The sequence below is a fragment of the Salinivibrio sp. HTSP genome (assembly GCF_003390965.1).
Lineage (GTDB): Bacteria > Pseudomonadota > Gammaproteobacteria > Enterobacterales > Vibrionaceae > Salinivibrio > Salinivibrio kushneri.
In genome coordinates this window covers 1-16,288 of sequence record NZ_PXUD01000068.1, presented here as the reverse complement: position 1 = coordinate 16,288, position 16,288 = coordinate 1, and the positions used below count along the sequence as shown (strand labels likewise).

Sequence of the window (16,288 nt, the reverse complement as noted above, 5' to 3'; positions counted from 1 at the left end):
CCATCATTATGAGTGATGTGCTCTAACCAACTGAGCTACGTAGCCACGCTGTGAGGCGAAAGCCTTAAGACGGAACGAATTATGCGGATAGAGAGCTAGAGCGTCAAGTATGGCTGGCCATTTTTTTATTATTTTCATCTCGTTGGCTGCAATAATCACCAGTTTGTGCTGGTTTTGCCAACAATATGCGCCCAAGACTGACGCTTAGCCTGTGGTTAGCGCGACTCAAATAAAAAAAGCCAGCCCGCAGGCTGGCTCAAAATCAATAGGGTGGGGTCTCGACAACACACCCAGAGGGGCTTAACGCTTGCGCGTTAAACGTTGAAACGGAAGTGAATGACATCGCCGTCTTTAACAATGTACTCTTTGCCTTCCAGACGCCACTTACCGGCATCTTTGGCACCGCTTTCGCCATTGTTAGCAATGTAATCATCATAGCCAACCACTTCGGCGCGGATAAAGCCTTTTTCAAAGTCGGTGTGGATTTTACCTGCCGCTTGTGGCGCGGTAGAGCCGATCGGCACCGTCCAAGCACGCACTTCTTTCACCCCTGCGGTGAAATAGGTATGCAAGGTTAGCAGCTCGTAACCGGCGCGAATGACGCGGTTTAGGCCCGGCTCTTCTAGACCCATTTCATCTAAGAACGCGGCCGCTTCTTCGGCGTCCAGCTCGGCAATTTCGCCTTCAATTTCCGCACACACAGCCACCACGGTCGCGCCTTCTTTAGCGGCGATGTCGCGCACTTGATCCAAGTACGGGTTATTTTCAAAGCCATCGTCGTTGACGTTGGCAATGTACATGGTGGGCTTGAGCGTCAAGAAGTTGAGGTATTGCACCGCCGCTTCTTCTTCTTTGCTCAACTCGACCGAGCGCAACATGTTGCCTTCTTCTAGTACAGGCAGCAGTTTTTCCAATACCGTCAGCTCAAACTTGGCGTCTTTGTCGCCGCCTTTGGCTTTTTTAGCGTTGCGCTGCATCGCGCGCTCACAGCTTTCCAAATCGGCGAGCGCCAGTTCGGTGTTAATCACGGCAATGTCATCAGCAGGATCAACTTTGCCCGACACATGGACAATATTGTCATTTTCAAAACAGCGCACCACATGGCCAATGGCGTCGGTTTCACGGATGTTGGCCAGGAATTTGTTACCCAGGCCTTCACCGCGTGACGCACCTGCGACCAAACCGGCGATATCGACAAACTCCATGGTGGTCGGTAGCACTTTTTGTGGGTTCACAATCTTGGCTAACGCATCCAAGCGTAGGTCAGGCACAGGCACCACGCCCGTGTTTGGCTCGATGGTACAAAATGGAAAGTTAGCGGCGTCAATGCCCGCTTTGGTCAGTGCGTTAAATAGTGTGGATTTACCTACGTTTGGTAGGCCCACGATGCCACATTTAAAACCCATGAGATGGTAACCCTTTAATCAAAATTACTGTGCTTTGAAGGTATGTAAACGATTTTGCGCTTTAGCAAGATCGTCTTTGAGCAGTATTTCAAGGCTGCGAACCGCCTCATCAGTGGCCTGTTCTAACAGACTCTGCTCATTGGCGGGGGCTTTGGTAAGCACATATCCCGCCACCTTATCCTTGTGACCCGGATGGCCAACACCAATCCGAAGTCGATAAAATGATTTATCATTTGCCAGTTTGCTGATGATGTCACGCAGGCCATTATGGCCACCGTGCCCACCACCTTGTTTAAACTTGGCCACACCGGGTGGTAAGTCTAGTTCGTCATGCGCCACCATGATGGCGTCGACGGGAATATTGTAAAAGTTGGCGAGTGCTTGCACGGCCTTCCCGGACAAATTCATGTACGTGGTTGGGATCAACAAACGCAGATCTTGCCCGTGGACATTGATACGGCCCGTCAAACCAAAGAATTTCTTTTCTTCTTTTAACGGTGCATTGTGGATCCGCGCAAGCTCTTGCACGACCCAAGCGCCCGCGTTGTGGCGTGTTTGGGCATATTCTGGCCCTGGATTGGCCAATCCAACTAGTAAGCGGATCTGATTACTCACGACGTTTCTCGCTATCTGTCTACTCATCGTAGCCGGTGAGCATCGCGCCCACGCAAAAAGGCGACATATCCTACCATTGTTGTGACTAAAGGGTCGAGCCAGCATCGGTAAATGGCCGATAAAAAAACACCCTGCACAAAGGCAGGGCGCTTAGGCGCGGTTGCTGTGGCTAACTCAATGCCTGGTGGCTAACTTACGAGTTAAACATCGCAGAGATAGACTCTTCGTTGCTGATGCGGCGAATCGCTTCGGCCAGCATGCCAGAGAGCGTTAATTGCGATACGCGGCCAGTGGCCTGGATCTCGGCGCTCAGTGGGGTAGAGTCCGTCACCACGATTTCATCAATCACAGACTCAGCGATATTCTTCGGAGCATCGCCAGAGAAAACGGGGTGAGTGGCGTAAGCGAAGACGCGCTTAGCGCCGCGGTTTTTCAACGCTTCGGCCGCTTTACACAGGGTGCCACCGGTATCAATCATGTCATCAACGATGATGCAGTCACGCCCTTCAACATCGCCAATCAAGTGCATGACCTGTGAGACGTTGGCACGTGGACGGCGCTTGTCGATAATCGCGATGTCAGTGTCATCCAGCAGCTTCGCAGTGGCACGCGCGCGGACCACGCCGCCAATGTCAGGAGACACAACCACAGGGTCTTCCAGGTTCTTCGCCAGCATGTCTTCAAGCAGAACAGGGGTACCAAAGATGTTATCGACCGGCACGTCGAAGAAGCCTTGGATTTGTTCAGCGTGGAGATCAACGGTCAGGACGCGGTCAACACCCACGTTAGAAAGGAAATCTGCAATGACTTTTGCGGTGATAGGAACACGAGAGGAGCGGACGCGGCGATCTTGACGAGCATAACCAAAGTAAGGGATAACAGCGGTTATGCGGCCAGCCGATGCACGTCGAAACGCGTCTATCATAACGACCAGTTCCATTAAGTTGTCATTGGTCGGGGCGCAGGTGGACTGGAGGACGAACACGTCACTACCGCGCACATTCTCGTTAATCTGAACGCACACTTCACCGTCAGAAAAACGGCCTACAGTGGCGTCACCCAGTGACATGTAAAGACGGTTTGCGATACGTTGGGCGAGAACGGGTGTCGCGTTACCAGCGAACAGCTTCATATCAGGCACGGTGGAAACCTCGGGTTGCATCCATTTAGTAGTCACTGACCGACGGTTTGTTGCTGCAGCGCATCAAGTAGGGGTGAACGATTCAACCCACGTGCAACAAACCCTGTCAGCCAGTTAGGCATAGTGTCGAGTGTGGCCTGGGCATCTTGTGCAGTGTCAAACTCGGCAAACACGCACGCGCCTGTCCCAGTCATCCTAGACGGCGCGTATTCTAGCAGCCACGAAACAGCCTTATCAACCTCGGGGAATTGTTTACGGGCTATCTTTTCGCAATCGTTTTCGTATTTTTGTGCCATAAGCGCAGAAACTGTGCGCTTTGGCGTGTTTCGTTGCAACTGAGGGTGAGTGAAAATGGCTGCGGTGGAAATAGACACGTCAGGCTTCACCACCAAGTAGTATTTCTCGCGTGGCGCAACGGGCGTAAAGACTTCTCCAATGCCTTCAGCCACTGCCGCCTGCCCATAAATGAAAATCGGCACATCGGCACCTAGCGTCAGGCCTAGTTGCGCCAGCGTTTGTTGGCTTACTTGGGTTTGCCACAAATGATTGAGTGCAACCAGCGTGGTGGCCGCATCGGATGACCCACCGCCCAGACCGCCGCCCATGGGGAGACGTTTTTCCACATCGATATGCGCGCCTTGTTGGCATCCTGTATGCTGCTGCAACGCTTTTGCGGCTTTGACAATCAAGTTGTCATTTTCACTCACCCCCTCTATCACGGGGCTGAGGCTGATCTTACCACTTTCGTTCGGCGTAATAGCCAGTGTGTCGCCATGGTCGAGAAACTGAAACAGGGTTTGCAGCTCATGATAGCCATTGTCGCGACGGCCGGTGATGTAGAGAAATAAGTTAAGTTTGGCAGGCGCGGGCCAAAAGGTGGGTTCAGTCATTATCGAGCGTCCAATCAGAAATCATCAATTTAACGGTTTGCTGGTCTCGGGTCAGGGTAATACGTGTGGGGAGCGCAGGCTGCGTGTCAGCGCTGTAGTCTTGATAGTCAATGTCCCAGCCTTGCGCCCCGTTGAGGGTCGCAACACGGTTATCTGACCCCAGCGAAAAGCTATCTTGTGCGCGTGGTAGTCCAATGAGCCAAGGGGCAAGCGCGTCGATAGGCAAGTGTGCACCAGTCAAATAGGCGACCAAACGGGCCGGGTCGGTATCTTGATAGCGCTCACCTTGGTCATCAATTAAGACCGCACCTTGTTCATTCATGGTTAACGACAGCAAGGTGGTGCCGAGAAAGTTGGTGAGCCGCAGTTGAGATTGGGCGGGCGAATACCGCCAGTACAAATTGGCAGAAAAACGCGTGCTCGGGGCAATAAACGCGACCTTACCCCGTGCGGTGTAGCTATCCACCGATACCAAGGCGTCGCGATGACTCTGCCACTCAGTCGTGGGGGCTGGGGCAGTGGCACACCCCGCAAGTAGCGTTAAAAACAGTGCCAAGACGCTCACGCGTATAGAGGAGAACATTAAACCGAGTATCCTTTTTGTTTTCGTCAACCGACCGCTTGTTGTCGTTCGCCGACTCCAATCGCTGTGTAACGCTACTTTGCCACAAGCGCCGGACGGAGAGAAGCCAGTCAAGCGCTTGGTTGTGTGGAGGAAATAAAGGCATGTTAGCTGTTGTATACCTTTACATCGATTTCGCGAGGCTTCACATTTCCGTGCCACGAAAATGCTGCGATACAATGTTCGCTTTAATTCGCGGGGGGCATCAAGTAAAATCCTCCGCTCCAATCCTTACTGGTGCTGTCGGTAACAACGCTTCATGAGCCTGTTAGTTCTCGGAATTAATCACAAAACGGCCCCCGTCGAGCTGCGGGAAAAGGTCGCCTTTTCGCCGCAACAACTTGAGCAGGCGTTAGGGCAGCTTTCCGAGCATCCACAGGTGCGCAGTTGCGTGATCGTTTCAACCTGCAACCGCACTGAGATTTATGCGGAGCTAAATCAGCCGGGTGTTGGGGTATTGGTGGAATGGCTAACGCGTTTTCATCAGCTCAGTAGCGATAGCCTGATGGCCAGCATTTATTACCATGAAGAGCAATCTGCGGTGAAGCACCTGATGCGGGTAGCCTGCGGGTTAGACTCCTTGGTGTTAGGCGAGCCGCAAATATTGGGGCAGGTCAAGCAAGCGTACGCCAGTGCCGGGAAAGCGGGAATGATTTCTGGCTCATTGGAGAAATTGTTTCATAAAACCTTTGCGGTGGCGAAGCGGATCCGCACCGAGACCGAGATTGGCGGCAATGCGGTATCAGTGGCTTTTGCCGCTTGCACATTGGCGCGCCAAATTTTTGAGTCGTTATCGGACGTGACAACCTTGCTAGTGGGCGCTGGCGAGACCATTGAGCTGGTGGCCAGGCATTTAAAAGAGCATCAATGCAGTCAGATTATATTTGCTAACCGCACACAATCACGCGCGCAGGCACTTGCCGAACAATTTGACGCCAAGGTGTCGGGGCTTGAGGCGCTCCCAGAGCAACTCTGCCAGGCCGACATCGTGATTAGCTCGACGGCCGCGCCCATGCCATTGATTGAAAAGGCGATGGTCGAAAAAGCCTTGAAACAGCGGCGTCATCAACCCATGTTGCTAATTGATATTGCTGTCCCGCGTGACATTGATGAAAACGTGGGCAGTCTCGCGGATGCGTACCTATACAGCGTGGATGACTTACAGTCGATTGTGGAGCACAACCGCGAGCAGCGAAAGTTAGCGGCGATTCAGGCCGAAGCGATTGTGACCGAAGAAAGTGCTGATTTTATGCGCTGGCTGCGCTCACGCGAAGCGGTAGACAGTATCAAGCAGTACCGCACACAGTCTGAACACATTAAACAGGCGGAATTGGAGCAAAGTATTCAGGCTCTAGCCAATGGTGCTGACGCAGAAAGCGTATTACGCCAGCTGAGTAACCGCCTGACCAATAAACTGATCCACCCCCCCACGCAGGCGATGCAGCAAGCTGCACAAAATGGTGAGCCGGATAAACTGGCGGTGATGCGTGTTTGTTTGGGGCTGGACAGTGACAACTAACGAAGAGATATATGAAAGCATCAATATTAGCCAAGCTAGAGTCGCTATCTGAGCGTTACGAAGAAGTTCAGCACCTGCTCGGCACCCCAGATATCATTAATGATCAGAACAAATTCCGCGCGTTGTCGAAAGAGTATTCGCAGCTGGAAGAGGTGATCAAGTGCTTCACTGAGTTCAAGCAAGCGCAAGAAGACTTGGCGGCTGCCCAAGAGATGGCCAACGAAGATGACGCAGAGATGCGTGAAATGGCGCAAGAGGAAGTCGCGCAGGCTGAACAAACCATTGAGTCACTGACCGATCAGCTCCAGATTTTGCTATTGCCGAAAGATCCGAACGATGACCGCAATTGCTTCCTAGAAATTCGCGCTGGTGCCGGTGGGGATGAAGCCGGGATTTTTGCCGGGGATTTATTCCGCATGTATAGCCGTTATGCTGAGCAGCGCGGCTGGAAACTGGAAATTATTAGTGCCAGTGAAGGGGAGCACGGCGGCTTTAAAGAAGTGATTGCCCGTGTTGCCGGAGAAGGTGCGTATGGTGTGCTCAAGTTTGAATCTGGCGGCCATCGCGTTCAGCGCGTGCCCGCAACAGAATCACAAGGGCGCGTGCATACCTCGGCCTGTACTGTGGCGATTTTGCCAGAAATCCCAGAAGCGGAAGCGCCAGAGATTAACCCAGCCGATCTAAAAGTTGATACCTTCCGTGCATCCGGTGCCGGTGGTCAGCACGTCAACACCACAGATTCTGCCATCCGTATTACTCACTTGCCGACTGGCACTGTGGTGGAATGTCAGGATGAGCGCTCACAACACAAAAACCGCGCCAAAGCGATGTCGGTACTGGCAGCACGCTTGATTAAAGCGGAAGAAGAAAAGCGCGCCGCAGAGGAGGCGTCAACGCGCCGTAACCTGTTGGGCTCGGGTGATCGCTCAGACCGTATTCGCACCTACAATTATCCGCAAGGGCGGGTATCGGATCACCGCATCAACCTGACCTTGTATCGTCTCGACGATGTCATGCAAGGTGACCTAGATAGCCTGGTCGACCCGGTGATTCAAGAGCACCAAGCCGACCAACTTGCCGCCTTGTCTGAGCAGCAATAATGACAGCGACGATCAGCGCATTACTGGCCGATAGCACCACAGAGCTGACCGCTTTATCGGGCGGCGCTGCAGGCGTCGACGTTAGGGCGTTGCTCTGCCATGTGTTAGGACAACCAAGCAGTTATCTTTACACTTGGCCAGAGCGCAAACTCACCGCCGCACAATTGGCACAATTTCGTCAGTTGTTTGCTCGTCGTCTACAAGGCGAGCCCGTGGCGTATATTTTGGGTTACCGCGATTTTTGGACGCTACGACTCAATGTGTCACCGACCACCTTGATCCCGCGCCCTGAAACCGAGCTGCTGGTGGAACAAGCGCTGGCCGTGTTGCCTGCCACGCCTTGCCGTGTGCTGGATTTAGGGACCGGAACGGGGGCTGTGGCTTTAGCCATTGCCAGCGAGCGGCCTGATGTCACCGTTGTGGGCGTTGATCTGATGCCTGAAGCGGTTGCCCTAGCAAGCCGAAATGCGCACGACAACCACCTCTCAAACGCCCACTTTATTCAAAGCGACTGGTTCAGCGCACTCAGTGATATGAATCGGTTTGAGGTGATTGTGAGTAACCCACCGTATATTGACGGCGATGATCCACACCTTCAGCAAGGCGATGTCCGCTTTGAACCCGCCAGTGCTTTGGTCGCCGAAGAAAGTGGCTTAGCCGCGATTCGTCACATTGGCCAAACCGCGGCCACGTATCTGGTCGATGGGGGCTGGTTGATGGTCGAGCATGGTTATAACCAAGGCGAAGCGGTCCGGGCGGCATGGAAAGACGCCGGCTGGCCCGATGCCAAAACCCAACAAGATTACGCTGGGCTCGATAGAATCACCTTGGCACAGCGACTTTAACTGACACTGATAGGAAGCAGGAATCGTTATGATCTACATGGCCCTTAAGCACACCCACTTACTTACCGTGGTGTTAAGCCTTTCGTTATTCGTTATCCGATTTGTCTGGGTGATGCGTGGCAGTGAGATGATGAATAAAAAATGGGTCAAGGTCACCCCGCATGTGGTCGATACCCTATTACTAAGCACCGGTGTGGCGCTGATTTTTGTGACCGGGTTTATTCCCTTCACCGAATCCGGCGCGTGGCTGACAGAAAAGCTGACCTGTGTCTTAGCTTACATTGCCTTGGGCTTTGTCGCCTTGCACTACAGCCGAGGCAAACTGTTCCGCACTGTGGCCTTTTTAGGCGCATTAGGGTGGGCCTATGCCGCGGCGAACCTTGCACTACTCAAAGTTCCTCACGTAATGGGATAAACATGATGCCATTAACCGATCAACAATTAGACACGCTCACACTGGCAGAAGGGGCGGCGACTCTGAACCATGCCATCGACTCGTCAGTCGATGTGCATCAGATTAAAGCGTCGCTGGATCGCCTTGCCGACGAAGCCGAGCACCAGCTTGGTGCCGAGCCCGATATGGCATTACGACTGGATGGCCTGTGTCGTCTTTTTTATCACCAGTGGCAATTTAAAGGCGACATCGAGCAGTACTTTTCATCGGATAATGTCTTTATTAATAAGGTGTTAGAGCGTAAAACTGGGATCCCTGCTTCATTGGGCGCTGTCTTCTTATACTTGTGCGAGCGCTTGTCGCTGCCGGTTAAGCCAATGGCGTTCCCCAGCCAGCTGGTGCTGCGTATTGATGAGTTAGAGGACGCCCCCGTTTTCATCAACCCGTTTAACGGCGAACGGGTTAACGAGCGCATTTTGCGTGGCTGGCTCAAAGGAAGCCAAGGGCCACTTGCCGAGCTTGAAGCGTCGCACTTGCAGCCAAGTGACAACCCCACCATTATCGGTCGTTGGCTTACTGTGGCGAAAAGTGCGCTATTACGGGAAGAAAAATACGCCATGGCGCTGCGTTGTAGTGAACTGGCGCTAACCTTTAGCCCTGATGATCCTTACGAGATTCGCGACCGCGGCTATATTTTCCAACAACTGGATTGCGATCGTGTGGCGGCGACTGATTACGAGTATTTTATTGAGCAATGCCCGGATGATCCGGCAGCAGAGCTGCTAAAAATGCAAGTAAAAGCGCTTAACGAAGAGCAACCGACGTTACATTGATGCGTGATCACGCATGACTAAGGATACCTGTATGACGCAAAAAACCGTCCACATTGGTGACACCCCTGTTGCCAACGATCGCCCTTTTACCTTGTTTGCTGGCATGAACGTGCTGGAATCACGCGATTTGGCCATGCAAATTTGTGAGCATTACGTCAAGGTGACCGACAAGCTTGGCATTCCCTATGTGTTTAAAGCTTCATTCGACAAAGCGAACCGCTCATCAGTGCATTCTTACCGTGGCCCGGGCATGGAAGAGGGGCTCAAAATCTTTGAAGAGCTAAAAAGCACCTTCGGCGTCAAAGTGATTACTGACATCCACGAGCAATATCAAGCGGCACCGGTAGCGGAAGTGGCAGATGTGATCCAATTGCCCGCCTTCTTAGCGCGCCAAACCGATTTGGTTGAAGCCATGGCAAAAACCGATGCGGTTATTAACGTTAAAAAACCCCAGTTTATGAGCCCTGGACAAGTGGGTAACATCGTCGACAAATTTGCCGAGTGTGGCAACGAGAAAGTGATCTTGTGTGAACGTGGTAGCTGCCATGGCTATGATAACTTGGTGGTGGATATGCTCGGCTTTGATGTGATGAAAAAAGCCTCAAACGGCAGCCCGATTATTTTTGATGTCACCCACGCGTTGCAATGCCGTGATCCACAAGGTGCCGCCTCTGGTGGACGTCGTCAGCAAACGGTTGATTTGGCCCGTGCAGGTTTAGGCACCAAAATTGCCGGTTTGTTTATCGAAGCGCACCCAGACCCAGACAATGCCCGTTGTGACGGGCCGTCAGCGCTACCACTGGACAAGCTTGAGCCTTTCCTGGCACAAATGAAAGCGCTGGATGATGTGATTAAAAACTTTGAAGAGATTGATATCCGCTAATTAGCGGTCGATCGATACCGATAAAAAGCTGCCGAAATGGCAGCTTTTTTTGTCTGTATTGAAACACAATAGGTCAGCCAGTGACGGGCGCGGTCCCTAGGATAAAAGGGAAGGTCAGCTGTTGCTGAGTAATGAGTCAGCAATCTAGACAAGCAATCAAGATATTTAGATGTTTAGACGTCCATTTGTTGACTGGACGGCTAGAGGTCTGTAATCTTGATCACAGTTTTAAAAGAGGTATGACAAAAACTGCCATGACAACATCAGCAAACACCGCACCGCGGCCCTCGGCGCTCGCACTTCTCCCGCTACTTTTATTTTTAACCCTTTTTATCGGAGCGGGGGTGTATTTTACTCTAGAAGGTGCGGACTACGCGTTTTATCAGCTTCCTGCGCACGTCGCTATTCTGCCTGCAGTGATCCTGGCCATTGGCTTGAGCCGTGAGCGCCTGAACACCGCTATTGAACAATTTATTCGCGGTATGGGACACGGCGACATTATTGCTATGTGCTTGATTTATCTGCTCGCCGGTGCTTTTTCCGCGGTCGCCGATGCCACGGGTGGGGTAGAGGCCACGGTCAATCTGGGACTGACCCTGATCCCAGAGAGCTTGATCTTACCCGGACTATTTGTGATTGCGGCGTTTATCTCTACGGCAATGGGCACCTCAATGGGCACCATCGCCGCATTAGCGCCTTTTGCATTGAATATGGCGACAGCCACGGGGCAGGCACCGGCGGTGATGGCCGGTGTACTGCTAAGCGGGGCGATGTTTGGTGATAACCTTTCTTTTATCTCTGACACCACCATCGCCGCGACGCGCTCACAAGGCTGTAGCATGCGTGACAAGTTCAAAGAGAACGTGGGGATAGCCATTCCCGCCGCAATCGCCGCGATTATTCTGTTTGTATTTAACAACCAAAGCGCACCCGTCGACGCACCAGAGAGCATTAACTATCTGGCGGTATTACCCTATTTGTCGATCATTGTATTGGCGCTGGCGGGATTAAACGTGTTTGTGGTGCTCACCGCTGGGATTGCCTTGGCGCTGTGTGTGGGGTTAATGAGCACCCCTGACTTTACTTTGCTGACCTTCAGCCAAGAGGTCAAAGCAGGTTTTGCCAGCATGCAAGAAATCTTTGTCTTGTCGCTGATGATTGGCGGGATCGCCGAGCTGATGCGTTGCCAAGGTGGGCTGAGCTTTTTGACCCAGGCGGTGAATCGGGTGATCGCTCGGTTTGAAAAAAACCGTGGCTCGCATCACTCCCGCGCGAGTGAATTTGGTATCGCCTTGTTAGTGTCTTTTTCTAACTTGTGTACCGCCAACAACACGGTTGCGATTGTGGTTTCTGGGCAAGTGGCGAAAAACATCGCCAGTGAGCACGCGGTGCCGGCTAAACGCAGTGCCAGCTTGTTGGATATCTTTTCCTGCGTGGTACAAGGCCTGATCCCTTATGGCGCACAAATCCTGCTCCTCGGTGCCAGCTTTGGCTTGTCGCCGTTGGTGATTGTTAGTCACTCTTACTATTGTTTCTTCCTCGCCGCGTCGGCATTGATTGCGGTGATTAGCCGCCGATGGTGGCAAGCGCGTCGCGCTTAATCGTTATGATTGACACATCACGGCGCTGTCTTTTCTTGTCTAGATAGATAAGCAAAGGCTGCGCCGTTTTTGATCTGTCTAGAGTTCAGGCTCTATAAATTTTGTCTCGATCACCAAAGTCGCCTTGCCTAAGCGTTGTAAGGTGATCGCAGCAACAAAAATATGAAATCACTCAGCACCATAGCATCAATTCTTTTAGACTAGATAGCGTTTTATAACCACCGACAATGATGTCGATGGTGGTTTATCCATCGCTAAAAAGGTCTATGATCATGAAGGAACGTCTTTGTTTGAAGGCAGCGGTCAGCGCTGCATTAATTGCCTCATTGGCAGGCTGTGCCAACTCTGGTTCAGAGACACAAGAGCAAGGTTGGGCGCCAGATACTACTTATAAACTCACCATTCTTCATACCAACGATCACCACGGTCGTTTCTGGCACAACCGCTATGGCGAATACGGCATGGCAGCACGTAAAACCCTAATTGATGATCTGCGTGCAGAAGCCAAAGCGGAAGGCAGCGAAGTACTGCTACTGTCGGGCGGTGACATCAACACGGGGGTACCAGAGTCAGATTTGCTGCAAGCGGAGCCTGATTTTAAAGGGATGACCCAAATTGGTTACGATGCGATGGCCATTGGTAACCACGAGTTCGATAACCCGCTTAGCGTGCTTGAACAGCAAATGCAGTGGGCTGACTTCCCGATGCTTTCTGCCAACATTTACGACAAAGAAACCGGTGAGCGTAAGTATCAGGCTTACGAGATGTTTGAGCGTAATGGTCTGAAAATTGCGGTTGTGGGTCTGACCACCGAAGACACGGCCAAAATCGGTAACCCAGAGTACATTGGTTCTCTCGACTTCCGCGACCCGAAAGCCGAAGCGAAAAAAGTGATCGCCAAGCTGAAAGAAACCGAGAAGCCCGACATCATTATCGCCGCGACCCATATGGGTCACTACGCCGACGGTAAGAGCGGCGTGAATGCCCCAGGCGATGTGGCGCTAGCACGTTACATGGATGACGGTGACCTCGACCTTATCATCGGCGGCCACTCACAAGAGCCTGTGTGTATGGAAGGCCCGAACATGTATAACAAGAGCTTCGAGCCTGGGGATGCATGTACGCCAGACCAACAAAATGGCGCGTGGATTATGCAAGCTCACGAATGGGGTAAGTATGTCGGTAAAGCGGAATTTGAATTCCAAAACGGCGACCTTAGCCTGGTTAGCTATGACCTGATCCCGGTTAACCTGAAGAAGAAAATTAAGGTTGATGGCGAGAAAAAACGCGTCTTTATTCAAGATGAAATTGAAAAAGACCAAGCGCTGTATGATTTCTTGAAGCCTTACCAAGACAAAGGCCAAGAGAAGCTGAGCGTGAAAATTGCTGAGAGCAATGGCAAGTTAGAAGGCGATCGTGATGTGGTGCGCTTCCAGCAAACCAACCTAGGCCGTTTAATCGCGAAAGCGCACATGGAGCGCGCCAACGCTGACTTTGCGGTGATGAACTCAGGCGGTGTACGTGACTCTATCATTGCCGGTGACATCACTTACAAAGACGTGCTTAAAGTGCAGCCATTTGGCAACATGGTCACCTATACCGACATGAGCGGTAAAGAAGTGATGGATTACCTCAATGTGGTGGGAACCAAGCCAGTCGATTCTGGCGCGTATGTTCAATTTGCCGGCGTTTCAATGGTGGTTGAAGATGGCAGCGTTCACGATGTGAAAATTGGCGGTGAACCGATTGATATGGATAAAACCTATCGCTTCACCGTGCCAAGCTTTAACGCTGCAGGCGGCGACGGCTATCCAAAACTGACTAATCACCCTGGTAACGTCAATACTGGCTTTGTTGATGCAGAAGTATTGAAAGACTATCTGGAAGCCAACAGCCCAATCGATGTTAATGACTATGCGCCACAAGGCGAGATCGTTTACAAATAAATGGCTTTAAGATTGTCAGAACAAAAAGCGGTACCGATGCGGTGCCGCTTTTTTTATGTAATCATTAGTGACGGGTTTACAAACAAGTGGCAAAAACGATGACGCCTGCAATCAAATTAGCAGAAAAACAAAGCATTGCGTTTGAAGTTCACCAGTACCAGCACGATCCGAATAACCTTAATTTTGGTGAAGAAGCTGTCCAAGCGTTAGGGCAAGACCCGGCTAGGGTATTCAAAACACTATTGTTTTGTATTAATGGTGACAGCAAGCAGCTAGCGGTGGCGGTTGTCCCCGTCAAAGGCAGCCTCAACCTAAAAGCCGCTGCCAAAGCCGCGGGTGGCAAGAAAGCAACCATGGCCGATCCGCAAGTGGCCCAGCGCACAACAGGCTACCTGGTCGGAGGGATCAGCCCGCTTGGTCAGAAAAAGCGGCTACCGACGTTTGTCGACAGCTCCGCGCAGCAGTTTGAGACCATTTGTGTCAGTGCCGGGCGGCGTGGACTGGAAATCGAACTCTCACCGGACGATCTGCTGTCTTTGACGGCGGGGCACTATGCCGCGATTGGCGAATAAATCAGAAGGATACATAGATGACTCTTACCATTTGGGCGTCGCTCGCCTTGGTTTGCATGCTTGGGGCGATGTCGCCCGGGCCGAGCTTGGTGGTAATGGCAAAGCATAGCCTTGCCAATAGTCGCTTACATGGCATTGTCGCTTCATGGGCGCATGCATTGGGGGTAGGCCTCTACGCGCTCATTACCATGTTAGGGTTGGCGGTTATCTTTAAACAATCCCCGTTGCTTTTTACCGTCATTGCCTATGCCGGCGCTGGCTACCTCGCTTGGCTAGGAGTGAAATCATTGCTCAGTAAAGGCGGGGTGGCAGCTAAATTAGAAGCGGGACAACCCGCCAGTTTAGGCGAGGCGGCACGTGATGGGGCGATGATCTCGATGCTCAACCCAAAGCTGGCACTATTTTTTATTGCCTTGTTTAGTCAGTTTGTTGCAGTGGGTACGGATTTATTTAGCCGCAGTGTGATTGTGTTGACACCATTATTGATTGATGGGCTTTGGTACACCTTGATCGCCTTTTTGTTATCCAGCCCTGCCATTGTCGACAAGCTACGTCACCACGGCGCGTGGGTGGATAAGCTTTCAGGCGTGGTATTGATTGCGCTGGCGGTACGTGTGGTGGTGACGCTGCAATAGTGAGGCGCAGCTAGAGGCAACAAACAGACGCGTTAATAAAAAGACTGGCAGCCCGCCAGTCTTTTTGCATTTAGGGGCGGTGACTTAAGTGGCGCTCGCGGGTTTCTAGCTTTTTCTCTTGGCTTTTTTTGATCATCACATATAACGCGCCGGTACCGCCTTGGTGACGCAGTGCCGAATGGTAGCAGAGCACATCTGAAATTTGTTGTAGCCACTGACAGACATAGCTTTTCATCATTGCCTGTGGGTTACTACGCTCGCCTTTTCCATGCACAATGATCACGGTGCGCACATCCATACGCTGGCATTGTTTTAAAAAACGTAAAATTTCATCTCGGGCTTTTTCCAATGACATCTTGTGCAGGTCGAGCCTGGCGTTGACGTCATATTTGCCTAGTCGTAGTTTACGAAACACGCCATCCTGTACGCCATCGCGCTTGTAGGCCATCACCTCGTCGGGCTTGACCATCTGGGCGTACTCGAGTGACAGGTATTCAGGATCGCTGTTTGCCAGCTTCTGCGCCGCTTGTTGGCGTGCCAGCTGGGCCTCAGTGGGTTGATGCGATCCTGTTTGATCCTCAACCGTGTCCTGCTTGATGGGTGCCACGTCTGACATCATTTCTCGAAACAGCTCAAATTCATTTTTATCACTCATCACTACAGTGCCATGTGCGTCGTGGAGTCATTTGGGGACAGTATAAACGAAAATAAAAAAAGAAACCTAGAGCCACACTCTGTGACCAACCATGCAACTCTAGGTTAAGCAAGTTTGCTTAAAGATAGGTAGGCAATAAAACAGGTTATTGAGGTTTGGAAGTCATCACTTTGTAGACAAAATAGCCGCCGAAAAAGCTGATCAGGCCAAATGTACAGATGATGACAATCATGGATGACAAGCCCACGGCGTTGCCGAAAAGTAGATCAAGCCAAAAGTCCATAGTCTGTACCCTCGCGTCCGTTAATGTAGGGTCAGGATGCCAATAGGAAGCGGGTTGAATACTGATCAGGATCAAGAGAAATGGCGAACAAATTATCAACATTTGTTAACAACGATCTGATCACAAACTGCGCGCAACTGATGCGACTTTCACCGTTTAGAGCGGTTGAATGAAAAAATAAGCCGCTAGGGCTTGAGGTTTCGCGATGCTTGAGTATGATAGGCGACCTCAGCAGGCAGGATGCGCTTAAACGCATACTGAGCTGCTTGACAAGTTCGATGCCTATTCGTAAAACTTGTCAGATATGTCGGTGAATAGCGCAGTTTGGTAGCGCATCTGGTTTGGGAC

At 51.6% G+C, this 16,288-nt stretch carries 17 protein-coding genes; 10 read left to right on the top strand and 7 right to left on the bottom strand.

Annotated elements, in window-relative coordinates:
- Window positions 1-314 precede the first annotated feature (314 nt).
- The 5 genes from ychF to lolB form a co-directional block, all read right to left on the bottom strand.
- A complete protein-coding gene (gene ychF, locus C7A19_RS12710) occupies window positions 315-1,406 on the bottom strand; it encodes a redox-regulated ATPase YchF (protein ID WP_069361086.1) in 1,092 nt (363 codons plus the stop codon).
- Window positions 1,407-1,430: 24 nt separating this feature from the next.
- Window positions 1,431-2,021 carry an aminoacyl-tRNA hydrolase gene (gene pth / locus C7A19_RS12705; RefSeq protein WP_046073696.1) on the bottom strand — a complete coding sequence of 197 codons (591 nt, stop codon included), beginning with the start codon at window positions 2,019-2,021 and terminating at the stop codon, window positions 1,431-1,433.
- Window positions 2,022-2,214: 193 nt separating this feature from the next.
- The gene (locus C7A19_RS12700) at window positions 2,215-3,162 is read right to left on the bottom strand and encodes a ribose-phosphate pyrophosphokinase (protein ID WP_046073862.1); all 948 of its coding nucleotides are present in this window, start codon (window positions 3,160-3,162) and stop codon (window positions 2,215-2,217) included.
- A 32-nt stretch (window positions 3,163-3,194) separates the two neighbouring features.
- Window positions 3,195-4,052: a 4-(cytidine 5'-diphospho)-2-C-methyl-D-erythritol kinase gene (gene ispE / locus C7A19_RS12695; protein ID WP_116645045.1), complete on the bottom strand. Its 858-nt coding sequence runs from the start codon at window positions 4,050-4,052 to the stop codon at window positions 3,195-3,197.
- Window positions 4,045-4,635, bottom strand: coding sequence for a lipoprotein insertase outer membrane protein LolB (lolB, locus tag C7A19_RS12690; protein ID WP_116645044.1), 591 nt, complete (start codon window positions 4,633-4,635; stop codon window positions 4,045-4,047). Before lolB ends, ispE begins: the two co-directional genes overlap by 8 nt.
- Window positions 4,636-4,933: 298 nt before the next feature.
- Here lolB and hemA point away from each other — a divergent pair, with 298 nt between their 5' ends.
- The 10 genes from hemA to C7A19_RS12640 all read left to right on the top strand — a co-directional run bounded on the left by hemA (window position 4,934) and on the right by C7A19_RS12640 (window position 15,002).
- Entirely contained in the window at window positions 4,934-6,193 is a 1,260-nt protein-coding gene (gene hemA / locus C7A19_RS12685; protein ID WP_069361083.1) for a glutamyl-tRNA reductase, read from the top strand.
- Between the two features lie 11 nt (window positions 6,194-6,204).
- Complete coding sequence (prfA, locus tag C7A19_RS12680; protein WP_069361082.1) at window positions 6,205-7,293, top strand: peptide chain release factor 1; 1,089 nt, start codon at window positions 6,205-6,207, stop codon at window positions 7,291-7,293.
- Complete coding sequence (gene prmC / locus C7A19_RS12675) at window positions 7,293-8,138, top strand: peptide chain release factor N(5)-glutamine methyltransferase (protein WP_077456903.1); 846 nt, start codon at window positions 7,293-7,295, stop codon at window positions 8,136-8,138. The genes prfA and prmC overlap by 1 nt, the downstream gene beginning before the upstream one ends.
- Before the next feature lie 31 nt (window positions 8,139-8,169).
- Window positions 8,170-8,553, top strand: a complete 384-nt coding sequence (locus C7A19_RS12670) for a SirB2 family protein (protein WP_069361178.1) — start codon at window positions 8,170-8,172, stop codon at window positions 8,551-8,553.
- A 2-nt stretch (window positions 8,554-8,555) separates the two neighbouring features.
- Window positions 8,556-9,365, top strand: coding sequence for a tetratricopeptide repeat protein (locus C7A19_RS12665; RefSeq protein ID WP_077456901.1), 810 nt, complete (start codon window positions 8,556-8,558; stop codon window positions 9,363-9,365).
- A gap of 31 nt (window positions 9,366-9,396) precedes the next feature.
- Window positions 9,397-10,248 carry a 3-deoxy-8-phosphooctulonate synthase gene (gene kdsA / locus C7A19_RS12660; RefSeq protein WP_069361079.1) on the top strand — a complete coding sequence of 284 codons (852 nt, stop codon included), beginning with the start codon at window positions 9,397-9,399 and terminating at the stop codon, window positions 10,246-10,248.
- A 239-nt stretch (window positions 10,249-10,487) separates the two neighbouring features.
- Window positions 10,488-11,849 (top strand): Na+/H+ antiporter NhaC family protein, encoded by a 1,362-nt coding sequence (locus tag C7A19_RS12655; protein ID WP_235614308.1) that lies wholly within the window; start codon window positions 10,488-10,490, stop codon window positions 11,847-11,849.
- A 272-nt stretch (window positions 11,850-12,121) separates the two neighbouring features.
- Window positions 12,122-13,795, top strand: a complete 1,674-nt coding sequence (gene ushA, locus C7A19_RS12650) for a bifunctional UDP-sugar hydrolase/5'-nucleotidase UshA (protein ID WP_116645046.1) — start codon at window positions 12,122-12,124, stop codon at window positions 13,793-13,795.
- 98 nt (window positions 13,796-13,893) lie between these two features.
- Complete coding sequence (gene ybaK / locus C7A19_RS12645; RefSeq protein WP_077485376.1) at window positions 13,894-14,367, top strand: Cys-tRNA(Pro) deacylase; 474 nt, start codon at window positions 13,894-13,896, stop codon at window positions 14,365-14,367.
- Window positions 14,368-14,384: 17 nt separating this feature from the next.
- On the top strand, window positions 14,385-15,002 hold the full coding sequence (locus C7A19_RS12640; protein WP_046073686.1) for a LysE family transporter: 618 nt from the start codon (window positions 14,385-14,387) through the stop codon (window positions 15,000-15,002).
- 70 nt (window positions 15,003-15,072) lie between these two features.
- Here the strand turns inward: C7A19_RS12640 and smrA are convergent, their stop codons facing one another.
- A complete protein-coding gene (smrA, locus tag C7A19_RS12635) occupies window positions 15,073-15,657 on the bottom strand; it encodes a DNA endonuclease SmrA (RefSeq protein WP_077456897.1) in 585 nt (194 codons plus the stop codon).
- A gap of 145 nt (window positions 15,658-15,802) precedes the next feature.
- On the bottom strand, window positions 15,803-15,940 hold the full coding sequence (locus tag C7A19_RS12630) for a DUF3149 domain-containing protein (RefSeq protein WP_046073685.1): 138 nt from the start codon (window positions 15,938-15,940) through the stop codon (window positions 15,803-15,805).
- Window positions 15,941-16,288: the final 348 nt, after the last annotated feature.

Coding starts and splice junctions, on each gene's coding strand:
- C7A19_RS12665 (WP_077456901.1), top strand. CDS start 8,556: ATGATGCCATTAACCGATCAACAATTAGACACGCTCACACTGGCAGAA.
- ushA (WP_116645046.1), top strand. CDS start 12,122: ATGAAGGAACGTCTTTGTTTGAAGGCAGCGGTCAGCGCTGCATTAATT.
- kdsA (WP_069361079.1), top strand. CDS start 9,397: ATGACGCAAAAAACCGTCCACATTGGTGACACCCCTGTTGCCAACGAT.
- ybaK (WP_077485376.1), top strand. CDS start 13,894: ATGACGCCTGCAATCAAATTAGCAGAAAAACAAAGCATTGCGTTTGAA.
- prfA (WP_069361082.1), top strand. CDS start 6,205: ATGAAAGCATCAATATTAGCCAAGCTAGAGTCGCTATCTGAGCGTTAC.
- ychF (WP_069361086.1), bottom strand. CDS start 1,406: ATGGGTTTTAAATGTGGCATCGTGGGCCTACCAAACGTAGGTAAATCC.
- smrA (WP_077456897.1), bottom strand. CDS start 15,657: ATGAGTGATAAAAATGAATTTGAGCTGTTTCGAGAAATGATGTCAGAC.
- C7A19_RS12640 (WP_046073686.1), top strand. CDS start 14,385: ATGACTCTTACCATTTGGGCGTCGCTCGCCTTGGTTTGCATGCTTGGG.
- hemA (WP_069361083.1), top strand. CDS start 4,934: ATGAGCCTGTTAGTTCTCGGAATTAATCACAAAACGGCCCCCGTCGAG.
- C7A19_RS12630 (WP_046073685.1), bottom strand. CDS start 15,940: ATGGACTTTTGGCTTGATCTACTTTTCGGCAACGCCGTGGGCTTGTCA.
- C7A19_RS12655 (WP_235614308.1), top strand. CDS start 10,488: ATGACAAAAACTGCCATGACAACATCAGCAAACACCGCACCGCGGCCC.
- lolB (WP_116645044.1), bottom strand. CDS start 4,635: ATGTTCTCCTCTATACGCGTGAGCGTCTTGGCACTGTTTTTAACGCTA.
- ispE (WP_116645045.1), bottom strand. CDS start 4,052: ATGACTGAACCCACCTTTTGGCCCGCGCCTGCCAAACTTAACTTATTT.
- prmC (WP_077456903.1), top strand. CDS start 7,293: ATGACAGCGACGATCAGCGCATTACTGGCCGATAGCACCACAGAGCTG.